The 23,490-nt window shown below is 64.7% G+C and carries 18 protein-coding genes; 6 read left to right on the top strand and 12 right to left on the bottom strand.

The annotated features are described in order from the left end of the window. Positions 1–93 precede the first annotated feature (93 nt). The gene (locus B4393_RS21055) at positions 94–876 is read right to left on the bottom strand and encodes an enoyl-CoA hydratase/isomerase family protein (protein ID WP_078335808.1); all 783 of its coding nucleotides are present in this window, start codon (positions 874–876) and stop codon (positions 94–96) included. 84 nt (positions 877–960) lie between these two features. Between B4393_RS21055 and B4393_RS21050 the strand changes: the two genes are divergently transcribed. Next, positions 961–1,614, top strand: coding sequence for a TetR/AcrR family transcriptional regulator (locus B4393_RS21050; RefSeq protein WP_157901301.1), 654 nt, complete (start codon positions 961–963; stop codon positions 1,612–1,614). A 108-nt stretch (positions 1,615–1,722) separates the two neighbouring features. On the opposite strand, the gene B4393_RS21045 is transcribed toward B4393_RS21050, so the two are convergent. The 9 genes from B4393_RS21045 to B4393_RS21005 all read right to left on the bottom strand — a co-directional run bounded on the left by B4393_RS21045 (position 1,723) and on the right by B4393_RS21005 (position 10,829). Further along, the gene (locus B4393_RS21045) at positions 1,723–3,213 is read right to left on the bottom strand and encodes a flavin-containing monooxygenase (protein ID WP_078335743.1); all 1,491 of its coding nucleotides are present in this window, start codon (positions 3,211–3,213) and stop codon (positions 1,723–1,725) included. Between the two features lie 110 nt (positions 3,214–3,323). After that, a complete protein-coding gene (locus B4393_RS21040) occupies positions 3,324–3,935 on the bottom strand; it encodes a class I SAM-dependent methyltransferase (protein ID WP_078335742.1) in 612 nt (203 codons plus the stop codon). Between the two features lie 7 nt (positions 3,936–3,942). Next, positions 3,943–5,178 (bottom strand): cytochrome P450, encoded by a 1,236-nt coding sequence (locus tag B4393_RS21035; protein ID WP_078335741.1) that lies wholly within the window; start codon positions 5,176–5,178, stop codon positions 3,943–3,945. Continuing rightward, complete coding sequence (locus B4393_RS21030) at positions 5,175–6,005, bottom strand: mycofactocin-coupled SDR family oxidoreductase (protein ID WP_078335740.1); 831 nt, start codon at positions 6,003–6,005, stop codon at positions 5,175–5,177. The genes B4393_RS21035 and B4393_RS21030 overlap by 4 nt, the downstream gene beginning before the upstream one ends. Next, on the bottom strand, positions 5,989–7,551 hold the full coding sequence (locus B4393_RS21025) for a flavin-containing monooxygenase (RefSeq protein WP_078335739.1): 1,563 nt from the start codon (positions 7,549–7,551) through the stop codon (positions 5,989–5,991). The genes B4393_RS21030 and B4393_RS21025 overlap by 17 nt, the downstream gene beginning before the upstream one ends. Further along, entirely contained in the window at positions 7,548–8,141 is a 594-nt protein-coding gene (locus tag B4393_RS21020; protein ID WP_078282110.1) for a TetR/AcrR family transcriptional regulator, read from the bottom strand. The genes B4393_RS21025 and B4393_RS21020 overlap by 4 nt, the downstream gene beginning before the upstream one ends. 44 nt (positions 8,142–8,185) lie before the next feature. Next, positions 8,186–9,196 carry a PHP domain-containing protein gene (locus B4393_RS21015; protein ID WP_078335738.1) on the bottom strand — a complete coding sequence of 337 codons (1,011 nt, stop codon included), beginning with the start codon at positions 9,194–9,196 and terminating at the stop codon, positions 8,186–8,188. Positions 9,197–9,205: 9 nt separating this feature from the next. Next, positions 9,206–10,537 carry a glycosyltransferase 87 family protein gene (locus tag B4393_RS21010; protein WP_078335737.1) on the bottom strand — a complete coding sequence of 444 codons (1,332 nt, stop codon included), beginning with the start codon at positions 10,535–10,537 and terminating at the stop codon, positions 9,206–9,208. A gap of 25 nt (positions 10,538–10,562) precedes the next feature. Beyond that, entirely contained in the window at positions 10,563–10,829 is a 267-nt protein-coding gene (locus tag B4393_RS21005; protein WP_070939113.1) for a helix-turn-helix domain-containing protein, read from the bottom strand. Positions 10,830–10,904: 75 nt separating this feature from the next. On the opposite strand from B4393_RS21005, the gene map reads away from it, so the two are divergent. Beyond that, positions 10,905–11,672, top strand: a complete 768-nt coding sequence (gene map, locus B4393_RS21000) for a type I methionyl aminopeptidase (protein WP_078335736.1) — start codon at positions 10,905–10,907, stop codon at positions 11,670–11,672. A 515-nt stretch (positions 11,673–12,187) separates the two neighbouring features. On the opposite strand, the gene B4393_RS20995 is transcribed toward map, so the two are convergent. Both B4393_RS20995 and gltB read right to left on the bottom strand, forming a co-directional pair. Beyond that, complete coding sequence (locus B4393_RS20995) at positions 12,188–13,654, bottom strand: glutamate synthase subunit beta (protein WP_078335735.1); 1,467 nt, start codon at positions 13,652–13,654, stop codon at positions 12,188–12,190. Next, on the bottom strand, positions 13,647–18,251 hold the full coding sequence (gene gltB / locus B4393_RS20990) for a glutamate synthase large subunit (protein ID WP_078335734.1): 4,605 nt from the start codon (positions 18,249–18,251) through the stop codon (positions 13,647–13,649). The genes B4393_RS20995 and gltB overlap by 8 nt, the downstream gene beginning before the upstream one ends. A 490-nt stretch (positions 18,252–18,741) precedes the next feature. Here gltB and B4393_RS20980 point away from each other — a divergent pair, with 490 nt between their 5' ends. The 4 genes from B4393_RS20980 (at position 18,742) to phoA (ending at position 23,408) form a co-directional block, all read left to right on the top strand. Continuing rightward, the gene (locus tag B4393_RS20980; protein ID WP_070937603.1) at positions 18,742–19,578 is read left to right on the top strand and encodes an SDR family NAD(P)-dependent oxidoreductase; all 837 of its coding nucleotides are present in this window, start codon (positions 18,742–18,744) and stop codon (positions 19,576–19,578) included. 9 nt (positions 19,579–19,587) lie between these two features. Beyond that, positions 19,588–20,505 carry a metal-dependent hydrolase gene (locus B4393_RS20975; RefSeq protein ID WP_078335732.1) on the top strand — a complete coding sequence of 306 codons (918 nt, stop codon included), beginning with the start codon at positions 19,588–19,590 and terminating at the stop codon, positions 20,503–20,505. Next, positions 20,505–21,644 carry a PDR/VanB family oxidoreductase gene (locus tag B4393_RS20970; RefSeq protein ID WP_078335731.1) on the top strand — a complete coding sequence of 380 codons (1,140 nt, stop codon included), beginning with the start codon at positions 20,505–20,507 and terminating at the stop codon, positions 21,642–21,644. The genes B4393_RS20975 and B4393_RS20970 overlap by 1 nt, the downstream gene beginning before the upstream one ends. Before the next feature lie 204 nt (positions 21,645–21,848). Continuing rightward, positions 21,849–23,408 carry an alkaline phosphatase gene (gene phoA / locus B4393_RS20965; protein ID WP_078335730.1) on the top strand — a complete coding sequence of 520 codons (1,560 nt, stop codon included), beginning with the start codon at positions 21,849–21,851 and terminating at the stop codon, positions 23,406–23,408. Positions 23,409–23,490 lie beyond the last annotated feature (82 nt).

The raw sequence follows: 23,490 nt of genomic DNA, 5'->3' as shown, positions 1-23,490 counted from the left end.
CTTTTTCGTCGCCGCGACGATTATCTGGATACGTTCAGTACCCAAATATAGAGGAGGTGGCGCACAGTCGTGATTCAACCCCTGCGCACGACGTCATCCCTGGTCGCGCCACCGCGGGGTGCGACCTTCCATGAATGCGCGCGGCCCCTCCGTGGCGTCCCGTGAACCCATGAGACGCAGGTGATCGGCCGTCTCCCGTGTCGCGACCTCGGCTGGTGCCATCCCTGTCATCTGCGCATCCCACAGCAGCCGCTTGGTCAGCGCCGCGGACTCGGGTGCCACGTTTATCGCGATATCGCGAGCCAGCTCCAACGCAGCACCCAGTACTTCATCAGCGGGCAGACAACGGTTGGCCAAACCTGTCTCGACGGCCCGCCGCGCCGAGAAATTCGCGCCAGTGAGCAGCAGTTCTGCCGCGACCGCCGTGCCGACCAACCGCGGTAGCGTCCAGTGCGCCATGGCATCCGGCGCCACCCCGAATCTCACCTGCGGTATCGCGTAGCGGGCCCCCTCGGCCAGAATCCGGACGTCGGCGTGCAACGCCAGCGTCATCCCAATGCCGATCGCATGCCCGTTCACCGCCGCGATGACGGGGGTACTCAGCTCGAATGCCGCGGGTTGCACCGGCGAGGCCGAGAAATCCGGATTATCGGGGGCGGCAAATGTTTCCGTGCCTATCGAGATCTGTGCACCACTACAAAACGCCGGCGCAGTGCCGGTAAGCACGATGACGCGAACGCCTGGGTCCTCGTCGAGACGCCGGTAGGCGGCGCCCAGTTCACGCCCCAGCTCGGCGGTGAACGCGTTGCGCGTCGCCGGACCGTGCAGGGTGAGGGTCGCCACTCCCTCCGCGACGTCGGCAAGGAGCTCGGTCACCCCGACATCCCACACCGGATCATCGACCGACCGTACCTCGCGGTTCTTCTGATGATCGAAGCCCACCGCATAGACTCATCGGTCGTGGCCAAACGATTGACTCGCTCTGAGGCTCAGGCTCAGACCAAGGCCCGACTCGTGGAGTCCGCGACCCAGCTCTACTTACGGCAAGGTTTTGCGGCGACGTCGAATGAGCAGGTGGCCGAAGATGCCGGCTATAGCCGGGGCGCCGTGTATTCGAATTTTCCGAGTAAAGAGGCCTTGGCGCTGGAGGTCATCGATCGCCACACCGAGCAAGTGATTGAGAGCTATCGCCAATCGCTCGCCGGAGGTTCCTCAGCGGATCGCCTGGGAAGGTTTCAGGTCTGGATTGAGCAATCGCTCAGCGATACCGGCTGGGCTCTGCTGAAAATAGAGCTCGCCTTGGTCGCCCGGCACAATTCGACGCTCAACGATGAGCTCGCGGCCCGCGACAGGACCATGCTGGACCACGTTGCCGGTGTGATCACCGAGCTCTACGACGATCTCGGACTTCCCACGGAAAGCGTGCAAGACCTTGCTCGCCTGTGCGTCGCGATGGGTCAGGGGGTGGCCATCGACAGCATCAAGGACCCCTCCTCGACCACCGACTGGACCGCACGACTCCTGGCTGCGGTGCAGCGATTGCTGCCCATGCGGCCGATGCTGCCCGCCTTGATCTCTGCCAGCACGAATCTTGCCCCACCAGAACAGAAGTAGCCCCCTCCCAGACAACCACGCTCACCGGGACGCGCGCCGAAAACGTGAGTCCGACAAGCGAAACGGCCGGGTGTCACCTCGTGACACCCGGCCGTTCTGAAGAAATGCTCAGCTGTTGACGGCTGCGCGCTCGGCGGCCGGAGCCGCTGCCGCCCTCTTCCTGCCGAAGCGCATGCCCTCGGTGACACGGCTGCGCCGCATCATGCCGATGTCGTAGGCGTAGTTCTGCTTCAAACGCCACGGGTGCTTGTCACCCTGCTTGGGCAGCTCCTCCAGCGCACGCAGCACGTACCCGGGGGTGAAGTCCATGAAGGGCTGCTTCTCGAGGGTCTCGTCCGCAAGCTCGGGAACCGCTGTCACATAGCCGTTCTCGTCCATGTAATTCAGCAGTCGGCCCACGTACTCCGACACCAGGTCGGCCTTGAGCGTCCACGAGGCATTGGTGTAGCCGATGGTGAACGCCATGTTCGGGACGCCGGTGAGCATCGCACCCTTGTAGACCGTCTGCGAGGGGAGGTCCACCGGCTCGCCGTCGACCGTCGGGATGACGCCGCTGAAGAACTTCAGGTTCAAACCCGTTGCGGTGATGACAATGTCAGCGTCGAGGTGCTTGCCCGACTTCAGCTTGATGCCCGTTTCGTCGAACGTCTCGATGTGGTCGGTGACGATATCGGCCTTGCCCTTGCGGACGGCTTTGTACAGATCGCCGTTGGGAACCACACAGAGACGCTCGTCCCACGGGTTGTACTTGGGGCCGAAGTGGGTCTTGTAGTCGTATCCCTTGGGCAGCTGAAGCTTGGCTTGCGCCATGATGATCCGGCGCGCGGCGCGCGGGAACTTCCGGCTGGCCTGGTAGCTGAAGATCAGCTGGCCGATGTTGATCCAGCGCGCGACGGGGTAAGCCACCTTGGGCGGCAACACCTTACGCAGCCCGTTGATGATCGGGTTCTCGTTGGGCAGCGACAGAATGTAGGTGGGTGAGCGCTGCAGCATGGTGATGTGGCCGGTGTCGGGTGCCATCGCCGGAACCAGCGTCACCGCGGTGGCACCGGAGCCGATCACCACGACCTTCTTGCCCTTGTAGTCAAGGTCCTCGGGCCAGTGCTGCGGGTGCACCACGGTGCCCTTGAAGTCCGCCAACCCGGGGAACTCCGGTGAGTAACCCTGGTCGTAGTCGTAGTAGCCACTGCAGCAGAACAGGAAGGAACAGGTGTACTCGATGGTCTTGCCGTCGTGGTCCACCTGGACGGTCCACTGCTGGGTCTCGGTGTTCCAGGCGGCACCGACGACCTTCTGGCGGTATCGGACGTGCCCGTCGATTCCGGCGTTGGCGGCGGTCTTGTGTACGTAGTCGAGGATCGACGGGCCGTCGGCCAGGGTGCGGCTGTCATTCCACGGCGAGAACCGGAAACCCAACGTGTACATGTCCGAGTCGGACCGAATACCCGGGTACTTGAACAGGTTCCAGGTGCCACCCATGTCGTCGCGGGCCTCAAGCACCGCGTAGGTCTTGGACGGGCAGCGATCCTGGATGTGCCACGCGGCACTGATCCCGGAGATGCCTGCGCCGACAATGAGCACGTCAAAGTGTTCGGACATGCCGCGATGCTACCGCTTACGGTTCAGTGAGAAAAGTAAAGTTAGACCCTTGCGATCCCGATCACACTGTGCACGAGGTCTGCGGTGATGGCGCAGATCAGAGTGTGTGCTCACTCGACAATCGGCGATGTGGGCCGAATCGCCTTCGTTTCCTTGACGGCATCGAAGTAGTGATTGTGGCCCTCATCTTCGTATTCACCGACGACTGAAATCTCCACCGCTGCCAGCCGCCGGCGGTACTCCTCGGCGCCAAGGGACCGCGACTCCACTGCCGTCAGCACATCCTTGCCGGACCCAATCCGCGCGGCGGAGGTGAATAGCAGCCTGCCGCCCGGCGCCAATATGTCGGCAATCCGCTGGATCAGGTGCCGCTGATCCTCGGCAGAAAGTAAGAACATCAGCCCCCAGGCCAAGACACCATCGAAAGTCCGGCCAAAAAATGTCGAATCTTGGACCGATTCACAGGCAACCGGCGTGTCGGGGAGATTGCACCGAAATGCTTGGACGAAGGACGGTGCGGCATCAATGCCGTAGACCCGAAGTCCCTCCGCTACCAGCGCCTCGGTAAGGGGAACGCCGGGCCCACAGCCCAGATCGACAACGGCGGCTCCGCGGGGCAGCGCTTTGGCCCAGTCGCGGACCCTGCCCACCCCGACGGTGGTCGATCTAACACGGACGAACTCGGCGGCAACGCCCTCATATCCGCTCGACCTGTCGACCACGACGCCCTCATCCGATGTAGTTCGCTGGCAACGCCACCACGCCGTTGATCCACCCCGACCGGAAGCGGGTGGGCTCCCCGGTGGGGATCAGATCCGGCAGCCTGTCTGCCAACGCGTCGAACATGATGCCGATTTCCAGTCGCGCGAGATTCGCGCCAAGGCAATAGTGACTCCCGTGGCCCCCGAACGCGAGATGCGGGTTGGGGTCGCGCTCGATGTTGAAGGTGAACGGTTCGTCGAACACCTCCTCGTCGAAGTTGGCCGAGGCATAGAACATTCCGACGCGCTGGCCCTTGCCGATCTGGACGCCGCCAAGTTCGACGTCCTGCAACGCGGTGCGTTGGAAGGCGATGATGGGGCTGGCCCATCGGATGATCTCGTCGGCGGCTGTCTGTGGGCGGTGTTCGCGGTACAGCTCCCACTGCGCGGGATTAGCGGCGAAGGCCAGTACCCCGTGGGTGATCGCGTTGCGCGAGGTCTCGTTGCCCGCGACCATCAGCTGGATGACAAAGTAGGCGAACTCCAGTGGGGTCAGCGGCCGGTCATCGTAGGCGCCCTGCACCAGACCGGTCAGTATGTCGTCGCGCGGATTCAGCTGGCGCTCTTCGGCCATCGCGTAGGCGTAGCCCAGCATCGAAACCGTCGCTGTGGTGGCGGTGTCCTTGCCGATGGCCGGGTCGTCGTAGGCGAACATCTGGTTGGTCCAGTCCAGCACCTGCTGTCGGTCCGATTCCGGAATGCCCACGAGGTCCGCGATGGCGTGCATCGGCAGCACCGAGGCGATATCGGAAACGAAATTGCCGCTGGCCTTTTCGGCGGCCGCCTCCACGATGCCGCCGGCGCGCTCGACAAGCCGTGCGTGCAAACCGTTGACGGCCTTGGGCGTGAAGAGCGGTGAGACGATGCGCCGCAGAATGCGGTGCTTGGGTTCGTCCATGTCGATCAGCAGATTCTCGCGCTGGATCTCGAGCTGCTCGGGGGTGATGTCCTCGTTGTAGCGCACCACGGTGGTGTTCGCACTGTTGGAGAAGACCTCGCTGAGACGGGATATCTCCTTGACATCAGCGTGTTTGGTCACCACCCAGTAGCCGTCGTCATCGAAGCCCGCCACTCCTCGGGGCTGCGTGTTCCACCAGATGGGCTCGGTCTTTCGCAGGTATGCGAATTCCTCGGCGGGGATGCGCTGCTGAATCAGGTCCGGATCGGTGAAGTCGAATCCGGCCGCGAACGGACAGGTGGTCATCGCTTCAGGTACCCCTTGTCGACCGGAATTTGGGCGCCGGTCATGACACCGGATGCATCGCCGGCGAGCCAGGCCACCACCTCGGCGATCTCGGCGGGTTCGACGAGCCGGTCGTTGTCCACCAGTGTCTGACTGAAGCTCTGCAGATATGCGGGATGCTTCTCGAACATCCTCAGCACCGACTGGTCAGCCGCCAAGGGTGTGTTGGTTCCGTAGGGATGAATGGAGTTGACACGAATCCCATACTCCCCCAATTCAACTGCCAAAGAGTTTGTCAGGCCCACTACACCGAACTTCGCCGCCACGTAGTGCCCACAGCCCGGCATGGCCTTGATTCCGGCCGACGAGCTCACCGTGATGATGGATCCGCCGTTACCGGCTTCGATCATCGCGGGGACTGCCGCCTTGATGGTGTTCCACACTCCGGTCAGATTGACGTCGATGACATCGCGCCATTGGTCGGCTTCGATCTCCCAGAGCCGGGCCCAGCTGGCGATTCCCGCGTTGGCCACCACGATGTCCAGACGCCCAAATCGGGTAATCGCCTCATCGATCACCTTCTGCTGCCCGGCAAGATCGCGCACGTCGACACGTTCGGCAATGATGTCGCGTCCTAGATCCCTTACCGCGGCGACGGTCTCGTCGAACTCTTGCGGTGTGGTCGACGGGTATTCGTTGTAGGGCGATGGTTTGTCACAGGTGTCGATGGCCACGATATCGGCGCCGTCGGCGGCTAGCCGAATCGCGTGCGCACGCCCCTGACCGCGTCCCGCTCCGGTGATGTACGCGACGCGTCCGGCGAGCGGTTTGTCAGGCTGACTGGTCATGATGCACCTTTGCTTCGATGGACACGGGGCGGAAGGCGTAGTCGGAGAGCGGGGAACGCCTTGAGAACCAGTTCATTTCGCTCACCGTCTGCGGACGGTAGTACCGCGTCTCACCCTTGGAATTGACAAAGTAGGTGCTCAGCGGCGGTTGGCAGTCGGTCGCATACAGTCGGATCGCCTTGCTCTGGTGAGCCATCTTGCGCACCCACTTGTCGAACGCCCGCCGGCTGACCTCTGCCACTTCGCGATGACACCGGCTTGATTCGCCGATGATTCGGGCCGCGTGGCGCGCGTTGGCCTCCACCATCGCGTGCCAGCCCTGCCCCTGGTTGCCCTCGGGCCCCACCAGCATCCATCGGTTGGGCAGCCCGGGCAGCGCCGACCCACCATAGGTCCGCATCTCGTTGTCGCGGTAGTACACACCGATATCGAATCCGTTGCGGCCCTGCACCACTCCCGGCTTGTAATGCTCCGGATCGGTGTATATCTCGTAGCCGGTCGCCAACACCAGAAGGTCGACAGCGTGCTGGGTGCCGTCCGCCGTCTCGATACCGGTTTCGGTGATGCGTGTGATGGGCTCGGTGATCAGTCGAACTGCACCGGTATCCACGGCCTGCAGGAAGTCGTTCGACAAGATGGTGCGCCGCGCGAGGATGCCGTAGCTGGGCATCAGGGCCTCCCGCAGTTTCGGGTCCCTGACGATGTCCCCCAGCAGATGGCGGTACCACCGTCTCGCCATGTTGTCGTACCGGGGAATCAGCCGGCGCAGTACCGATTCCGGCAGCAGCGGCAGCAGGTGAAACAGCACGGCCTCCGCGACGTCCATCGACGCGACGATCAGAGCGTTGATGATCGTCAGTACAAATGGCGCGTTCAGAAGCCGCTGGGCACGCGGTGAAAGATCCGGGTTGGGTTTGGGAATGATCCATGCTGGCGTGCGCTGGAAGGTGGTGACCGACGCGGCGGTCCTGGCGACGGCGGGGGCGATCTGGATGCCGCTGGAACCGGTGCCGATCACCGCGACACGCTTGCCCGCGTGGTCGTAGGAGTGATCCCACGCGTTGGGCCGCATGACTCTGCCACGAAAATTACTGATACCGGCGATGTCTGGGCCCGGTTTGGTGTCGATGTATCCGCCCACCGCGCTGATGACGTATCGGACGCGGATGGGCCGTTTTCCCGCGATGGTGAGTTCCCAGTGGTCTCCGTCCTCGTTCCAGCGTTCCGCGATGACGTCGCTGCCGCTCTGGAAATGCTTGCGCAGCCCCAGTTCGGCCACCACCGATAAGTGGTAGCGCTGGATATCGGCGCCGTCGGCGAACAGCTTGTTCCACCGTCCGGTTCGCGCAAAACTCAATTGGTAAAACAAGATTGGGATGTCGACGGCGAGACCCGGATAGGTGTTGTCGCGCCAAGTGCCGCCGAAGTCGTCGGCGCGGTCCAGGATGACGAAATCGTCGATGCCCTGCCGGCGCAGGTAATAGCCGGCGGCGATGCCACCCGGGCCGGCCCCGATGATCGCGACCTGAAAGTCGAGTTTTGTCATGCCAGTCCGCGCAGGATGAATCGGGAGAAATAGTCGCGCACCCGGTCCGGATCCTTCAGGTCGACGGAGATGGCGGGCAGCACCTCGATGCTCATCAGGGTTCGCATGATCCATTCGGCCGCCTCGGTCGCGTCGATGTCCCTACCGATCTCGCCGCGTTCCGTGGCGGCCTCGACCTGCGGTACCCAAAACTCGACCGACCGGCGCATCAGGTCGTCGCCACACTCGTCGAGCACCAGCTCCAGCACGTTCGACACGTGCAGCGTCGGATCCAGGCGATCGGACCAGGCACGATGGTCACTGATGCGCACCGCGGCCTCACCGACCTGATCGGTCAGGGTGGTCTTGGCACTTACCGCCCCAGCGAACAGCTCGATGAAGGCGCCCGCGATGAAGCCCACGGCGACATCGATGGCCTCCTTCTTGCCGCCGAACCAGTTGTAGATGGTGCCACGTGAAACACCCGCCTCGTCGGCGGCGGCCGACAGGCTGAATCGCTGAATTCCGGATCTGACCAGGGTCTGTGCGACGGCCGCGACGATCGGTTCAGGTACCTCACCGCGCGGGCCCGCCGTCTTCACGAGCTTCACGCTTGAACACTTTGCGCGAATGTGTTCAAAGTGTCAATAGGCGACTACCGGGCTTGCTTGGTCCGCGCCAGCAGCTGCTCGACGGGCCACGTGTTGATCACTCGTTCCTCCGGGACCCCCGCCTCCAGGGCGCGCTCGCAGCCATATCCGGAGAACTCCAGCTGCCCGGGCGCATGCGCATCGGTATCGATGGAGAAGTCGCAGCCGATGTTCAGCGCCAGGTCGAGCAACCGGCGCGGCGGATCCCTGCGCTCCGGTCGTGAGTTGATCTCGACGGCCGTGCCGGAGTCGCGACACGCCCGAAACACCTCTGCGGCATTGAATTTCGATTCGCTGCGGGTGCCGCGCTCCCCCTCCACCAGCCGTCCCGTGCAGTGGCCCAGCACGTCCACGCGCGGGTTGGTGACGGCGGCGATCATGCGCCGCGTCATGGCGGCGGAATCCATCGCAAGCTTGGAATGCACGCTGGCCACCACGATGTCGAGCTGATCGAGAAGTTCTGGGTCCTGATCGAGATCACCGTCGTCGAGAATATCGACCTCGATACCGGTCAGAATTCGCATGGGCGCCATCTGATCTCGCAAATCGTCGATGACCTTCAGCTGCGCGCGCAGTCGGTCTGCCGATAGCCCGTTGGCAACCCGCAGACGGGGCGAATGATCGGTGAGCGCACAGTATTCGTGGCCGAGCGCCTTGGCGGCGCTCATCATTTCCTCGATGGGCACCGATCCATCGGACCAGTTGGAGTGCAGATGCAGGTCCCCCTTGAGCGCTTCCCGCATCGCGCCACCACCGGTGCTCTTGGCATTGGCGCGTAGTTGTTCGAGGGTCGCCGGGACCTTGCCGGCCCAGGCCTCGGCGGCGACCGTCGCTGTCTTGGGCCCCAGACCCGTCAGGCTTTTCCAGGTCTTGTTGTCGCCATGACGTTCTCGTTCTTCGGGGCTGAGCGCGGCGATGACCTCGGCGGCCTTGCGGTAGGCCATCACCCGGCGGGATTCCTCGCGGGCGAGCTCCTTGTAGTACGCGATCTCGCGTAACGCGCTAACCGGGTCCATAGTCAGACCTTAGGCGCGCGCCCTCATCGGCTCATCCAGATCATCGGGAACGAAATCCTCGATGTCCGTCGTCAGCACGGCCAACTCAGCCGGATCGTCGGCCGCTGCGGTGCTCAGACGCAGCCAGGCCGCGGCGCCGATCATGAAGCACAGGAACACCAACGGGTACCATCCGCTCATCAGTTGGCCCACCCAGAAGGGCCGCAGATCCAGAAAATTCCAGTACACCCCGCTGAAATAGATGGTGGTGTGCCCGCGGCCGGGCCGGTGCAGGGTCCATATGAAGACCATCGCGAATAGTGCAGCGGCGCGATACGCCCAACCACGAGACCAAGGCCGTTGCGTAGTACAAGCTTTCGCGACCAGCCAGATGATCGCGGGCGCGAACCATACCCAGTGGGCGGCCCAACTGAACGGCGATACCGCGCATCCGGTGAGGCCGACCAAGACCACGGCCAAAGTTCGTTCGCCTCTGCGGTGTGCCCACACCGCCACTGCGAGACCCGCGGCAAGGACCACGAGGCCCAATCCAATCCACAACCACTCGGGGCGCGGCTGCGGGAAGAAGAACCTGGCGAGGAAGCCGTTGATCGACTGGTTGGCCAGGTGATCGATGCGGCTGATGTGTGCGGTGTCGCCCAAATGGCTCCAGAACCATCCGCTGTCGCGAGGTAACAATGGCCACGTCAATGCCACAGTGGCGGCGAAGGTTCCCGTGGCGATCGCCGAGGCGCGCCATTGGCGGGTGAGCAGCAGGTACGGCAGGAAGATCAGCGGGGTGAGTTTGATGCCCGCGGCCAGACCGAGCCCTATTCCTCGCCATCGGGCCTGCGCCGGGCCCAGCAGGTCGAGAAGCACTGCCACCATGAGCAGGACGTTGATCTGCCCCCACCAGAGGGTGGCCTGCACCGGTTCGACGTCGATGACGATGACGGCCAGCGCGGCACTGACCAGAACCAGCCGGCCGTCGCCACGAATCCCGGCCGCCCGCAGGATGCGCCACGCGAGCGGCGCCAGCGCAGAAAGGGAAAGAACCAGCAGCACCCACTTCGCGACCTCGAATGAGGCCCACGCGAGCGGCGCCAGAACCAGCGTCGCGAACGGTGGGTAGACGAACCACGCCTGGTTGAGTGCCGGCGCCTCATACAGTCTCTTGCCATCCCAGAGCCCGCGGACCGCGGCTCGATAGGTGTCCAGGTCGTAGCCGTTCTCGGTCAGTCCAAAAAAACGGACATCGAACGGGACCAGGCGGTTGTGAACGACCATCGCCGATAACGCCACGACCAGCGTGCTCACCACAACGCGACGCGGCAGCCGCCTCTCCCCACCCCAGCTGTGCACCCGGCCGATTTTACGGCTGCGGTGGTTAGGACGCGGCGCCGATCTTGGTCTCTTCCTGCCATACGGCCGCCACGTCGTTGAGATCGAGGCACAGGGTTCCGGCGAGTTGGACGACGGCACCGAATGCGGGCGTCGGAAGCCTGCCGGTTTCGATCTTCCGCAGCGTCTCCGGTGAGATCCCCGAAGCGCGGGCGACATCGTCGAGCGGCCGGTCGGCACGCGCGGCGCGCAGCAGTCGGCCCAAACGCTTACCCGCGGCGAGTTGTTCGGCGGTGAGCGGCTGACGAACCATGCTCACGACTTTAGTCTTGGTATTTAAATACCGAAAGCCCTAAGGTGGTATTTAAATACCGTCAAGGAGGTACGCGTGATCGAGTTGAAGTCGCCCGCGGAAATCGGGCGCATGCGCGTGACCGGTGAGTTCGTGGCCTCGGTACTGGCCGAGTTGTCGTCATTGGCCGCGCCGGGCGTCAACCTGCTATCCCTGGAACAGCGGGCACGTGACATGGTCACCGAACGCGGCGCGGTGTCCTGCTACTGGGACTACTCCCCCTCGTTCGGACGCGGACCATTCCGCAATGTCATCTGCCTATCAGTCAATGATGCTGTGCTACATGGACTTCCCCATGACTACGTACTCGCCGACGGAGACCTGCTCAGCATGGACTTCGCGGTGAGCATCGACGGCTGGGTGGCCGACTCGGCGGTGAGCGTCATCGTCGGGACCCCGGACCCTGAGGATGTCCGGCTGATCGACACCACTCGGATGGCCCTGGACGCAGCCATCGCGGCGGCACGGCCGGGTAATCGGCTCGGCGATATCTCCGCGGCCGTGGCCACGGTCGCGGAGGGTGCCGGCTACCGGATCAACACCGATTTCGGTGGACACGGCCTGGGCCGGACCATGCATGAGGATCCCCATGTCCCGAACAAGGGGACGGCGGGACGGGGGTTGAAGCTCGAGCCGGGCCTCACGCTGGCATTGGAGCCGTGGTTCGGGCGCGGCACCCACCGGCTCATCGTGGATCCGGACGGGTGGACGCTCCGGATGGCCGACGGGGCGCGGGGCGCCCATTCCGAGCACACCATCGCCATCACCGGCGACGGGCCGCAGGTGCTGACCGTGCAGGGTTAGGTGCGATCGTCGATGCTGCGGGATCCGCTACCGCCGACACTCAGACTGGTTACAGGTCTATAACGATCTCGACACGATGCGCGTGTCCATACTTCGACACGCCGACTGCCGCTGCGAGCAACGCTCAGTGACTGAAGCGCAGGAGCTCTTCGCGGGTGATGAGCCGCTCGTTCTTCTCAGGGAAACTATGACTCTTCATGGGATGACGGAGCAGTGACCAGGTAATTCGGCCAACCCATGTCTTGGTAACGGGTGTGTTGGGCACGAGAACATCTCCTGCGTCGGCAAGCTTTCAGAACCGGTCAGCAGCATAACGCAAATTCGCACCGATCTCACGTGTCACACCCGCGTCAAGCAAAGATATCTGGTATCGGGCGGCGAAATCGTTGCGAGCTACCGACCCGGGGCGGACTGGCAACATTCCAGCCCACCGCGCTACGCGAAGGCGTCTGCACACGGAATCGACACGAGATACGCGCGAGATACGTACCCCCGCGCCGTCTCGACAGGAGCGACTAGCGCTGCGGCGCGGCGGTCGGCTTGATCGGCGCGGGTAGCGCCGTCTCACCGGTGAGGTACGCGTCCACCGCGGCAGCAGCGGAACGGCCCTCGGCAATCGCCCATACGATCAGCGACTGACCACGGCCCATGTCTCCAGCCACGAACACGCCGTCGACGGACGTCGCGTACGCGTCGTTGCGCGCCACATTCCCGCGATCGGTGAGCTCCACGCCCAGATTCTCGAGCAGCCCTGGCTTCTCCGGCCCGACGAATCCCATTGCCAGGAAGACGATGTCGGCCTCCAGCTCGAAGTCCGAGCCCTCGACTTTCTCGAACTTGCCGGCGTTGAAGACGACTTCGTGGGCACGCAGACCGGTCACCTTGCCGTCCTCGCCGAGGAACCGCTCGGTGTTCACGGCGTAGATCCGCTCGCCGCCCTCTTCGTGCGCGGAGGCCACCCGGAACAGTGTCGGGTAGGTGGGCCACGGGTCGCGCTCGGAACGGAGCTCCGGCGGCTTGGGCATGATCTCGAACTGCTGGACGCTCGCCGCACCTTGCCGGTGGGCGGTGCCCAGGCAGTCAGCGCCAGTGTCGCCACCACCAATGATGATGACGCGCTTGCCCTTTGCCGTGATCGGCGGCTGGCCATCGGCGTCCACGACGTCATCGCCCAGCTGCACCTTGTTGGCCCACGGCAGGTACTCCATGGCCTGGTAGATGCCCTCGAGCTCGCGGCCCGGAACCGGCAGATCGCGCCAGGCGGTTGCCCCGCCGGCAAGAACCACGGCATCGAAGTTTGTGCGGAGGTCGTCGGCTGTTATATCGACGCCAACGTTCACACCGGCCTCGAAAACCGTTCCCTCGGCCCGCATTTGGTCCAGACGCCGGTCGATGTGACGCTTTTCCATCTTGAACTCGGGGATGCCGTAGCGCAGCAGACCGCCGATGCGGTCGGCCCGCTCGTACACGGTGACGTCGTGTCCGGCGCGAGTGAGCTGCTGTGCCGCAGCCAATCCCGCTGGCCCGGAACCCACCACCGCTACCTTCTTGCCGGTCTTCACCTCAGACGGAATGGGCTTGACCCAGTCATTCTCGAAGGCGTTGTCGATCAGCTCGACCTCGACCTGCTTGATGGTCACCGGGTCCTGGTTGATGCCCAGCACACACGAGGCCTCACATGGCGCGGGGCAGAGCCGACCGGTGAACTCCGGGAAGTTGTTGGTGGCGTGTAGCCGCTCGATGGCCTCGCGCCAGTTCCCGCGGTACACCATGTCGTTCCACTCGGGAATCAGATTGCCCAGCGGACAGCCCTTGTGGCAGAACGGTATTCCGCAATCCATGCAGCGCGAAGCCTGCGTCTGCAGGGCCGTGTGCTCGAAATCTTCGTAGACCTCTTTCCAGTCGAGCAGCCGCAGCGGCACAGGGCGCCGCTTCGGTAGCTCGCGGGTGGTGTGGGTCAGAAAGCCGCTTGGGTCACCCACGAGCAGCCGCCATGATCGCTTCGTTCACATCGCCTCCGGTCAGCTCCGCGTCGGCGATTGCCTCCAGCACGCGACGGTAGTCGCGCGGCATCACCTTGACGAAGGAGTCACTTTGGCCGCTCCAGTCGGCCAGAATGCGTTGTCCGACAGCAGAGTCGGTCGCCGCCACATGCTTCTCGATCAAGCTGCGCAGCACCTGCTCATCGTCGGGGTCGAGCGCATCCACGTCGACCATCTCATCGTTGAGGTTGTCCACCAGCTGCTTGGCGGGGTCGTAGACGTAAGCCACACCGCCGGACATACCCGCCGCGAAGTTACGTCCGGTCGGCCCGAGCACCACCACGGTTCCACCGGTCATGTACTCGCACCCGTGATCGCCCACGCCCTCCACGACAGCGGATGCTCCCGAGTTACGCACCGCGAACCGCTCGCCCACCAGGCCGTTGAGGAAAGCCTCACCGCTCGTAGCGCCGAACAGGATGACATTTCCGCCGATGATGTTCTTCTCGGCCTCAAAGCCAGCGGGCGCCTCACGGGACGGGCGCACCGCGATGTGTCCACCGGACAGGCCCTTGCCCACGTAGTCGTTGGCGTCCCCGAACAGCCGCAGCGTGATGCCGCGTGGCACGAAGGCACCGAAGCTGTTACCCGCTGAGCCGGTGAAGGTGATGTCGACGGTGTCGTCCGGGAGACCTTCGCCGCCGTAGGCCTTGGTCACCTCGTGACCGAGCATGGTGCCGACGGTCCGGTTGACGTTGGTGATCAGCGTCTCGAACTTGACCGGGGTGCCGTGATCCAGCGCCTCGCGGCTCATCACGATGAGCTGCTGATCCAGCGCCTTCTCCAGGCCGTGATCCTGCGAACCGCTGCAGTACAGGTCCTGGTTCATGAACGCCGACTCCGGCTCCGTCAGCACCGGGGTCAGGTCGATCTTGCTGGCCTTCCAGTGCGCAATCGCCTTCTCGGTATCCAGCGCGCCAACCTGCCCAACGGCCTCGTTGACGGTGCGGAAGCCGAGCTCGGCCATGAGCTCGCGCACCTCTTCGGCGATGAACAGGAAGAAGTTCTCCACGAACTCCGGCTTGCCGTTGAAGCGCTGGCGCAGCACCGGGTTCTGGGTGGCCACACCCACCGGGCAGGTGTCCAGGTGGCACACGCGCATCATGATGCAGCCCGAGACCACCAGCGGAGCGGTCGCGAAACCGAATTCCTCGCCGCCCAGCAGCATGGCGATCATCACGTCGCGGCCGGTCTTGAGCTGGCCGTCCACCTGCACCACGATGCGGTCACGCAGGCCGTTGAGCAGCAGCGTCTGCTGTGTCTCGGCCAGGCCCAGCTCCCACGGCGCACCCGCGTGCTTCATGGAGGTCAGCGGGGTGGCACCCGTTCCGCCGTCGTGCCCGGAGATGAGCACCACGTCGGCGTGCGCCTTCGAGACACCCGTGGCGACCGTGCCGACACCGTTCTCCGACACCAGCTTCACGTGGACACGCGCCTGCGGGTTCGCGTTCTTCAGATCGTGGATCAGCTGCGCCAGATCCTCGATCGAATAGATGTCATGGTGCGGCGGCGGGGAAATCAGTCCCACGCCGGGCGTGGAGTGCCGCACCTCGGCCACCCACGGGTACACCTTGTGCGCCGGCAGCTGGCCACCTTCACCGGGCTTGGCGCCCTGCGCCATCTTAATCTGGATGTCGGTGCAGTTGCTCAAGTAGTGCGAGGTGACACCGAACCGGCCGGAGGCCACCTGCTTGATGGCGCTGCGGCGCCAGTCACCGTTCTCGTCGGGGGTGAACCGGCGTGGATCCTCGCCGCCCTCACCGGAGTTGGAGCGGCCGCCCAGACGGTTCATCGCGATCGCCAGCGTCTCGTGCGCCTCGGCGGAGATCGAGCCGAAGCTCATCGCTCCGGTTGAGAAGCGCTTGACGATCTCGCTCGCGGGCTCCACCTCATCCAGCGGAACAGGCGGCCGCCCGCCGTCCTCGGGGCTCTTGAACTTCAGCAGGCCGCGCAGCGAAGCCATCCGCTCGCTCTGGTCGTCAACCAGCTGGGTGTACTCCTTGAACACCGAGTACTGGCCCGTGCGCGTGGAGTGCTGCAGCTTGAACACGGTGTCGGGGTTGAACAGGTGGTACTCACCCTCACGCCGCCACTGGTACTCGCCACCGACCTCCAGTTCCCGGTGCGCCCACTCCTCAGGACGCTCCAGGAAGGCCAGGTGGTGGCGCGAGGCCACATCGGCGGCAATTTCGTCGAGACCGATACCGCCTGTGGGGCAGGCCAATCCGGTGAAGTACTCGTCGAGCATGTCCTGCGACAGGCCGATGGCCTGGAACAGCTGCGCGCCGGTGTAGGAGGCCAACGTGGAGATGCCCATCTTGGACATCACCTTCAGCACACCCTTGCCGGCGGCCTTGATGTAGTTGCGAATCGCCTTGTCGCGCTCCACACCCGAGATCACGCCGCGGTCGATCAGATCCTCGATCGACTCGAACGCCATGTAGGGGTTGACGGCCGCGGCACCGAAACCGACCAGCGCCGCGACGTGGTGAACCTCGCGCGCGTCACCGGCTTCGACCACCAGACCGACCTTGGTGCGTGACTTCTCCCGCACCAGGTGATGATGCACCGCCGCGACCGCCAGAAGCGAAGGGATGGGCGCCATCTGGTCGTCCGACTCACGGTCGGACAGGATGATCACCTGGGCGCCGTCGGAGATGGCCGCCGACACCTCGGCGCGCACCGACTCGAGGGCCGTCCGCAATCCGGCACCGCCCTCGGCGACGGGGTACAGGCAGCGGATCACCCGGCTGGAGAAGCCGTGCGGGCGTCCGCCGACCTGATCGGCGGGGTTCAGGTGGATCAGCTTGTCCAGCTCGTCGTTGTGCAGCACCGGCTGCGGCAACAGGATCTGGTGGCACGACTCGGCAGTCGGGTGCAACAGGTCGCCCTCGGGTCCGATCACACCACCCAGGCTGGTGACGACCTCCTCGCGGATGGCGTCCAGCGGGGGGTTGGTGACCTGCGCGAAGAGCTGCTGGAAGTAGTCGAACAGCATCCGGGAGCGGTTGGACAGCACCGCGATCGGGGTGTCGGTACCCATCGACCCGAGAGCCTCGGCACCGGTGCGGGCCATCGGCGCCACCAGGAGATTGATCTCTTCGTAGGTGTAGCCGAATACCTGCTGGCGCAACACGATTCGGTCATGCGGCATGTGCTGGTGCGGACGGTCGGGCAGCTGCTCCAGCCGTACCAATCCCTCGTCGAGCCACTGCTTGTACGGCTGGGCAGCGGCGAGCTCGGCCTTGACCTCTTCATCGGAGACGATGCGGCCCTGGGTGGTGTCCACCAGGAACATGCGACCGGGCTGCAGGCGGGTGCGCTGCACGACGGTGGACGGATCCAGATCCAGCACGCCGGCCTCGGAGGCCATCACGACGAGTCCGTCGCTGGTCACCCAAACACGGGACGGCCGTAGGCCGTTGCGGTCGAGCACCGCCCCGACGATGGTGCCATCGGTGAAGCAGACCGAGGCCGGTCCATCCCAGGGCTCCATGAGGGAGGAGTGGTACTCGTAAAAGGCACGGCGCTCCGGGTCCATGGACTCGTGTCGCTCCCACGCCTCGGGAATCATCATCAGCACCGCGTGGTGCAAGGGGCGGCCACCCAGGTGCAGCAGTTCCAGTGCCTCGTCGAACCGCGCCGTGTCCGAGGCACCGCGCGTACAGATCGGGAAGATCTTCTCGAGCTGGGCCGGCTCACCGAAGACATCGGTCTTGATGAGCGCCTCGCGGGCCCGCATCCAGTTCTCATTGCCTGCGACGGTGTTGATCTCACCGTTGTGTGCCACCCGGCGGTAGGGGTGCGCCAGCGGCCATGACGGGAAGGTGTTGGTGGAGAAGCGCGAGTGCACGATGCCCAGCGCACTCTCGACCCGCTCGTCCTGTAGATCCAGGTAGAACGCCCGCAGTTGCGGGGTGGTCAGCATGCCCTTGTAGACGAAGGTGCGACCGGAAAGGCTTGGGAAGTAGACGGTTTCCTCGCCGAGGCTGCCCCGGCCGGATCCCTGGTTGCCCAGCTCGTGCTCGATGCGCTTACGCACCACATAGACGCGTCGCTCCAGATCGATGCCGGAGGCGCCGGAGATGAACAGCTGCCGGAACGTGGGCATGGCGTCGCGGGCCAGGGCGCCCAGCGAAGAGTCGTCGTGAGGAACCTCACGCCAACCCAGGACGGTCAAACCCTCTGCCTCGACGATCTTCTCGACGGCCTCGCAGGCGGCTGCGGCGTCCTTGGATCCCTGCGGCAGGAAGGCGATACCGGAGGCGTAGCTGCCCTCCGCGGGCAGCTCGAAAGTTCCTTGTTCGGCTACGACAGCACGAAAGAACTTGTCCGGAATCTGCAGCATGATTCCGGCGCCGTCACCGCTATTCGGTTCGGCTCCCGCGGCACCACGGTGCTCCAGGTTCAGCAGTGCTGTGATGGCCTTGTCCACGATGTCGCGGCTGCGCCGGCCGTGCATATCCACGACCATGGCGACACCGCACGCATCGTGCTCGTATGCCGGGTTGTAAAGCCCGGTCGCGGGGTGTGGCATGGGCTGCTCGTCTCGTCTCCAGGGCCCGGCCGAGCGCATCGCTTGGATGCTCCCGTCGTGCCCTCCTCGAAGGTGCCACACAGACCGGCACGGGGTGGTGCTGTACCCCGGGGCTGGCCCGTTGGCCCTTGTCCGTAGCGTCCTTCTCGGCCGTCTGCTTCGTGGGCTTGCGGCGATGAACCGCTTGCGTGAAGAGCATCCGGCTCCGACGATGAGGCACCCACCGGACACCGTTGACCAGCGGATCTCGTGCCCCGACGCGACAAGTAATCAAAACGATATGTCAGGAACCCCGGTAGACGCCAACTCGGGTGGTTAGATGGCGCGACACCTTGCGGCGTCATTCTCTCAACGCGTAGGTCAACGCCCGTTTCCTCGACAAACGTCGATGAACCCCGTATTGAACATCACGCCTTTTTCACTGCACTCGCAGTGATTTACAATCTCCTCCATCACGTAAGCGCAGCGGTGCGCAGGATTCGGAGGATGCATGACATCCGGCAGTGCCCAGCGCAACAGCCTGGTGGTGGTGACCGGCGCCGGAAGCGGTATCGGCCGGGAAACCGCCTTGGCCTTCGCCGGCCAGGGGGCCCGCATCGTCGCCGCCGATATCAACCTGGACACCGCCAACGAGACGGTCGGGCTCATCGAGAAGCAGGGGGGCACCGCCCACCCCTATGCCCTGGATGTCTCCGACGAGGGCGCCGTCACCGCCTTCGCCGACGAGGTATGCGGCACCCACGGCGTGCCGGATGTCTTGATCAACAACGCCGGGATCGGCCAAGCCGGACGATTCTTCGACACCCCGTCCGCTGACTTCCAGCGGGTGCTCAATATCAACTTGGGCGGAGTCGTCTACGGCTGCCGCGCCTTCGGGCCACGGATGGCCGAACGTAAGAGCGGTCACATCGTCAACATCTCCAGTGCCGCCGCATACACGCCGATCCCGGAGATGGGCGCCTACGCCACCAGCAAGGCGGCCGTGTTCATGTTCTCCGACGTGCTGCGGGGCGAGCTCGCACGCGACAAGGTCAAGGTGAGCACCATCTGCCCGGGCATCGTCAACACGAACATCATTCGCACCACCCAGTTTTCCGGCCTCTCGGCTGCCGACGAGGCCCAGCGACAGCAGCAAGGTGCGGGGCTGTACGCCAAACGCGGATACGGCCCGGAAAAGGTGGCCAAGGAGATCGTCAACGCCGTCACCAAGGGCAAGTCGGTCGTCCCGGTCACCCCGGAAGCACATATGCAGTACCACCTCAGCCGCCTGGCCCCGGCGCTGAACCGGTTCTTCTGGGGCACCCTCGGCAATAAGCTCAACAAGTAGGAGGACATCATGGCGCGCAACACAACTGAGACCACCGGCCTGCACGTCGTACCGACCGAGCCCGGCGAGGTCGTGCTGCGGCCCCGCAATGTCCAGTTCGACACCAGCCACACCCCGCTGCACTGGATTCCCAACGAGCCCATCGTCTCGCACTTCATTTCCGCCTTCAATCTGCTTCTGCCGGAAGGGGAACGGGCCTTCGTCGACACTTTCACCCGCGCGCTGCCGTACGTGAAGGACGACAAGATCCGGGAAGCCATGATCGGCTTCATGGGTCAAGAGGCCGTACACGCGGAGACTCACAGCAAGGTGCTCGGCGACTTCCTGGAGAAGAACGGGATCAATGTCCGCCCCGCCCTTGAGCAGATCGAATACATCACCCACATGCTGGAGCGGACCAACGAGCTGCGCAGCGAAAAGCTCCGGTACCGGGTCATGGTGGAGAAGCTGGCCCTCATCGCGGGTATCGAACACTTCACCGCCGTGCTCGGCGACTGGGTGCTGAACCACCCCTTCGAGAAGTTCAACGCCGATGCGGAGATGGTGGACCTTTTCCGCTGGCATGGCGCCGAGGAGGTCGAACATCGCAGCGTCGCCTACGACGTCGCCCGGTACTTCCAGATCCGCCGCGGGCACATGATGCTGACCTTTGTGTTGGCGACCCTGCTGCTCGTCGGGGTGATGCTGCGCTACACCAAGTTCTTGGTGCGGCAGGACCCCTCGCTGCCCAACTACGGCGTCTTCGGCGTGCTGCGGCAGATGAACAAGGCCATGAAGCGCGGAGCTTTCCTGCGCTGGCGCGAGCTGGCCAAGTCGGCTCTGGAATTCATGCGTCCGGGCTTCTCACCCGACCAGGTGGGGAGCACGGCGCAGGCGGTGGCATACCTGAGTACGTCGCCCGCCGCGAAGGCTGCGGCCGGTTACTGATGTTCGATCGCTTCCGCCGCAAGACTCAGCCCACGACCCAGCGCAAGCGGCCGTCGCTGCCGCCGACGCTGTACGGCACTCTGCCGGTTTCACCCACCATCGCGCTGGGTACCGTGCTGTTCCCGGTCGCCGTCCGGGCCATCGGCGCCCTGCTGATTCTCAAGAAGCCACCCGAGAACCACGTCGACCGGACGTTGACGCTGGTGGTCAAGGACCGCTGGATCGAGGCCAAGGACCAGGATGTCGCGAGCCTGGTGTTGGCCGCGCCCGACGGGGAACGGCTCCCGCCGTGGCATCCCGGCGCCCACCTCGACCTATTGCTGCCGTCCGGCCGGATGCGGCAGTATTCGCTGTGCGGTGACGTCTCGGACCCGTTCCACTACCGCATCGCCGTGCGCCGTATCCCCGATGGCGGCGGCGGCTCCATCGAGGTGCACGATGCGCTCCAGATCGGTGCCACGGTGCAGATCCTCGGGCCACGTAATGCGTTCCCGCTGGCCATGACCCAGCCCGGGCCGCGCAAGCTGCACTTCGTGGCCGGCGGCATCGGCATCACGCCCATCTTGTCCATGATCGCGTTCGCCGAACAACTGGGGAAGCCATGGACCATGGTGTACACCGGACGGCACCGCGATTCGCTCCCCTTCCTGAACGAGCTCAAGCGGTTTGGCGATCGCGTCATCATTCGGACCGACGATCAGTCCGGTCTGCCGACCGCCGACGACCTGCTGCCCGGCGTGGGCGAGAACGACGCGGTGTACTGCTGCGGTCCCGCCCCGATGCTCGCCGTCCTGCAGCGGCGCCTCCTCGAAATGCCTTCCGTGGAACTGCATTTCGAGCGATTCGCGGCCGCGCCTGTGGTGGACGGTCATCCCTTCGAGGTGCAGTTGGGCCCCGGTGGGCCGGTGCTGGAGGTACCCGCCGATCGCACCGCGCTGGACGTCATCAAGGAACGGCTGCCGCATGTGGCCTACTCGTGCCAGCAGGGTTTCTGCGGCACCTGCCGGGTGAACGTGCTCGCCGGCACCGCCGACCACCGCGATCAGATCCTCACCGAGTCCCAGCGCGAAGAGGGGCAGATCCTGACCTGCGTCTCGCGCGGCGAAGGACGCCTGGTTTTGGACCTGCCCGCCGAGTAGGCCCGTGCTGCGGCGACTGTGCCGGGCCGTAGGTCCACCGGAATGGTCCCCGGTCGCGATGACCGCCGAGTCCCCTCGGCAGCGCCCCTGCTGGCATATTCGGTGACCGCGGACGGCAACTCCGGCGCTTGACCAACGCACGGGTTCATCCCGCGTTCACCGTAGGGCTGGCGCCCGGACGCCGGTTCACAGCAAGCTGGCAGCATGAGCCCCCGCAGAATCGCACTGGCCGCATCCGCGGCGCTAGTACTGGCGCTGGCCCCCTCCGCCGCTGCCGCGCCGCCCTCGGATTCGCCCGAGGTGCCCGTCGGCGATATTGCCAAGACCGGCGGCGCCAACCGCACCACGGGCGGACGCGACGGCGATAAGGCGGCGGATCTGCGGGATTCGGTGCGGGGCCGCAACGCCAAGAACGTCATCCTGCTGATCGGTGATGGCATGGGCACCTCGGAGATCACCTCGGCGCGCAACTACCAGTACGGCGCCGCTGGGACGCTTCCCGGGCTCGACGCGCTGCCGATCACCGGCGAATACACCACGTTCGCGTTGACCAAGGACGGGCCGGAGAAGGGAAAGCCGGACTACGTGACCGACTCGGCGGCCTCCGGTACCGGGTGGGCCACCGGGACCAAGACCTACAGCGGCGCGATCTCGGTGGATCTGGACGGCCAGCCGTTGGACACGATTCTGGAGATCGTGCAGAAGCAGGGTTTCGCGACGGGGAATGTCACCACCGCCGAACTGCAGGACGCTACGCCGGCAGTGCTCACCGCGCACGTCACCGATCGGGACTGCAAGGGCCCCAAGGAGACCCTGCAGAAGTGCGCCGGTAACGCCGTCGACAACGGCGGCAAGGGCTCCATCTCCGAGCAGCTGGTGAACACCCGCGCCGACATCAGCCTCGGCGGCGGTGGCAAGTATTTCGACGAAACCATCACCGGCGGCGAGCACAAGGGCAAGACCTCGTGGGAGGTCGCCAAGGCTGCCGGATATCAGTTGCTAACCACCGCAGGCGATCTGAACAAGCTGAGCAGCCTGGACAATCCGGTGCTGGGCGTCTTCGGCAAGGGCAACCTGCCGGTGCAGTGGGACAAGGTGCCCGCCGCGGTGCCCAACGGCGGCAAGCTGCCCGCGACCACCTGCCGACAGAACCCCGAGCTGCCCGCCGATCAACCCCAGCTGTCCGCGATGACCACCAAAGCCATCGATCTCCTGGTGAACTCGAAAAAGGGAAAGGACAAGGGCTTCTTCTTGCAGGTCGAGTCCGCATCGATCGACAAGCAGGATCACGCCGCCAACATCTGTGGTCAGATCGGTGAAACCATCGCCCTCGACGAGGCCGTCTCGGCCGCCGTGGAATTCGCCCGCCAGGACCGCAACACGCTGGTGATCGTGACCGCCGATCACGGGCACTCCTCACTCATCGTTCCCGAGGACTTCAACAATCCGTCAAGCCTGTCGGTCGCGGTGAAGACGGCTGACGGCGCCACCATGCGGATCATGTATCCCACTGCACCGGAAGGCGAATCCCAGACGCACACCGGAACTCAGGTGCGCATCGCCGCGTACGGTCCGGGCGCCGCGAACGTCTCCGGCCTCACCGATCAGACCGACAACTTCAACACGATCGTGGGCGCGCTGCTCGGGTCCAAGAGCCCCGACGCGTCGAGCGGTCCGTCCTGGTGGGTGGCCGGCGGCCTCGCGCTGGTCGCTGCCATCCTCAGCGCAGCGGCCGCGTTCGTGCTGGGTAAGCGCCAGGCCTGATTTCTAGGCTGCCGAGTGCGAGCGTGACGCGGATTTTGGTCGCGATTTCCGCGGCAGGCTCGCACCCGACAGTGCGATCACG

The organism is Mycobacteroides franklinii (genome assembly GCF_002013895.1).
GTDB classification, from domain to species: Bacteria; Actinomycetota; Actinomycetes; order Mycobacteriales; family Mycobacteriaceae; genus Mycobacterium; species Mycobacterium franklinii.
The sequence above is the reverse complement of the archived record's forward strand: the minus strand, read 5'-3'. Positions and strand labels throughout refer to the sequence as shown.

What these genes read in the sequence shown, in the direction of transcription:
- B4393_RS21045 (WP_078335743.1), bottom strand. Translation starts at nt 3,213, where the DNA reads ATGTCCGAACACTTTGACGTGCTCATTGTCGGCGCAGGCATCTCCGGG.
- B4393_RS21035 (WP_078335741.1), bottom strand. Translation starts at nt 5,178, where the DNA reads ATGACCACCTGTCCGTTCGCGGCCGGATTCGACTTCACCGATCCGGAC.
- B4393_RS21030 (WP_078335740.1), bottom strand. Translation starts at nt 6,005, where the DNA reads ATGACCAGTCAGCCTGACAAACCGCTCGCCGGACGCGTCGCGTACATC.
- B4393_RS21025 (WP_078335739.1), bottom strand. Translation starts at nt 7,551, where the DNA reads ATGACAAAACTCGACTTTCAGGTCGCGATCATCGGGGCCGGCCCGGGT.
- B4393_RS21015 (WP_078335738.1), bottom strand. Translation starts at nt 9,196, where the DNA reads ATGGACCCGGTTAGCGCGTTACGCGAGATCGCGTACTACAAGGAGCTC.
- B4393_RS21005 (WP_070939113.1), bottom strand. Translation starts at nt 10,829, where the DNA reads ATGGTTCGTCAGCCGCTCACCGCCGAACAACTCGCCGCGGGTAAGCGT.
- gltB (WP_078335734.1), bottom strand. Translation starts at nt 18,251, where the DNA reads ATGCCACACCCCGCGACCGGGCTTTACAACCCGGCATACGAGCACGAT.
- B4393_RS20980 (WP_070937603.1), top strand. Translation starts at nt 18,742, where the DNA reads ATGACATCCGGCAGTGCCCAGCGCAACAGCCTGGTGGTGGTGACCGGC.
- B4393_RS20975 (WP_078335732.1), top strand. Translation starts at nt 19,588, where the DNA reads ATGGCGCGCAACACAACTGAGACCACCGGCCTGCACGTCGTACCGACC.
- B4393_RS20970 (WP_078335731.1), top strand. Translation starts at nt 20,505, where the DNA reads ATGTTCGATCGCTTCCGCCGCAAGACTCAGCCCACGACCCAGCGCAAG.
- phoA (WP_078335730.1), top strand. Translation starts at nt 21,849, where the DNA reads ATGAGCCCCCGCAGAATCGCACTGGCCGCATCCGCGGCGCTAGTACTG.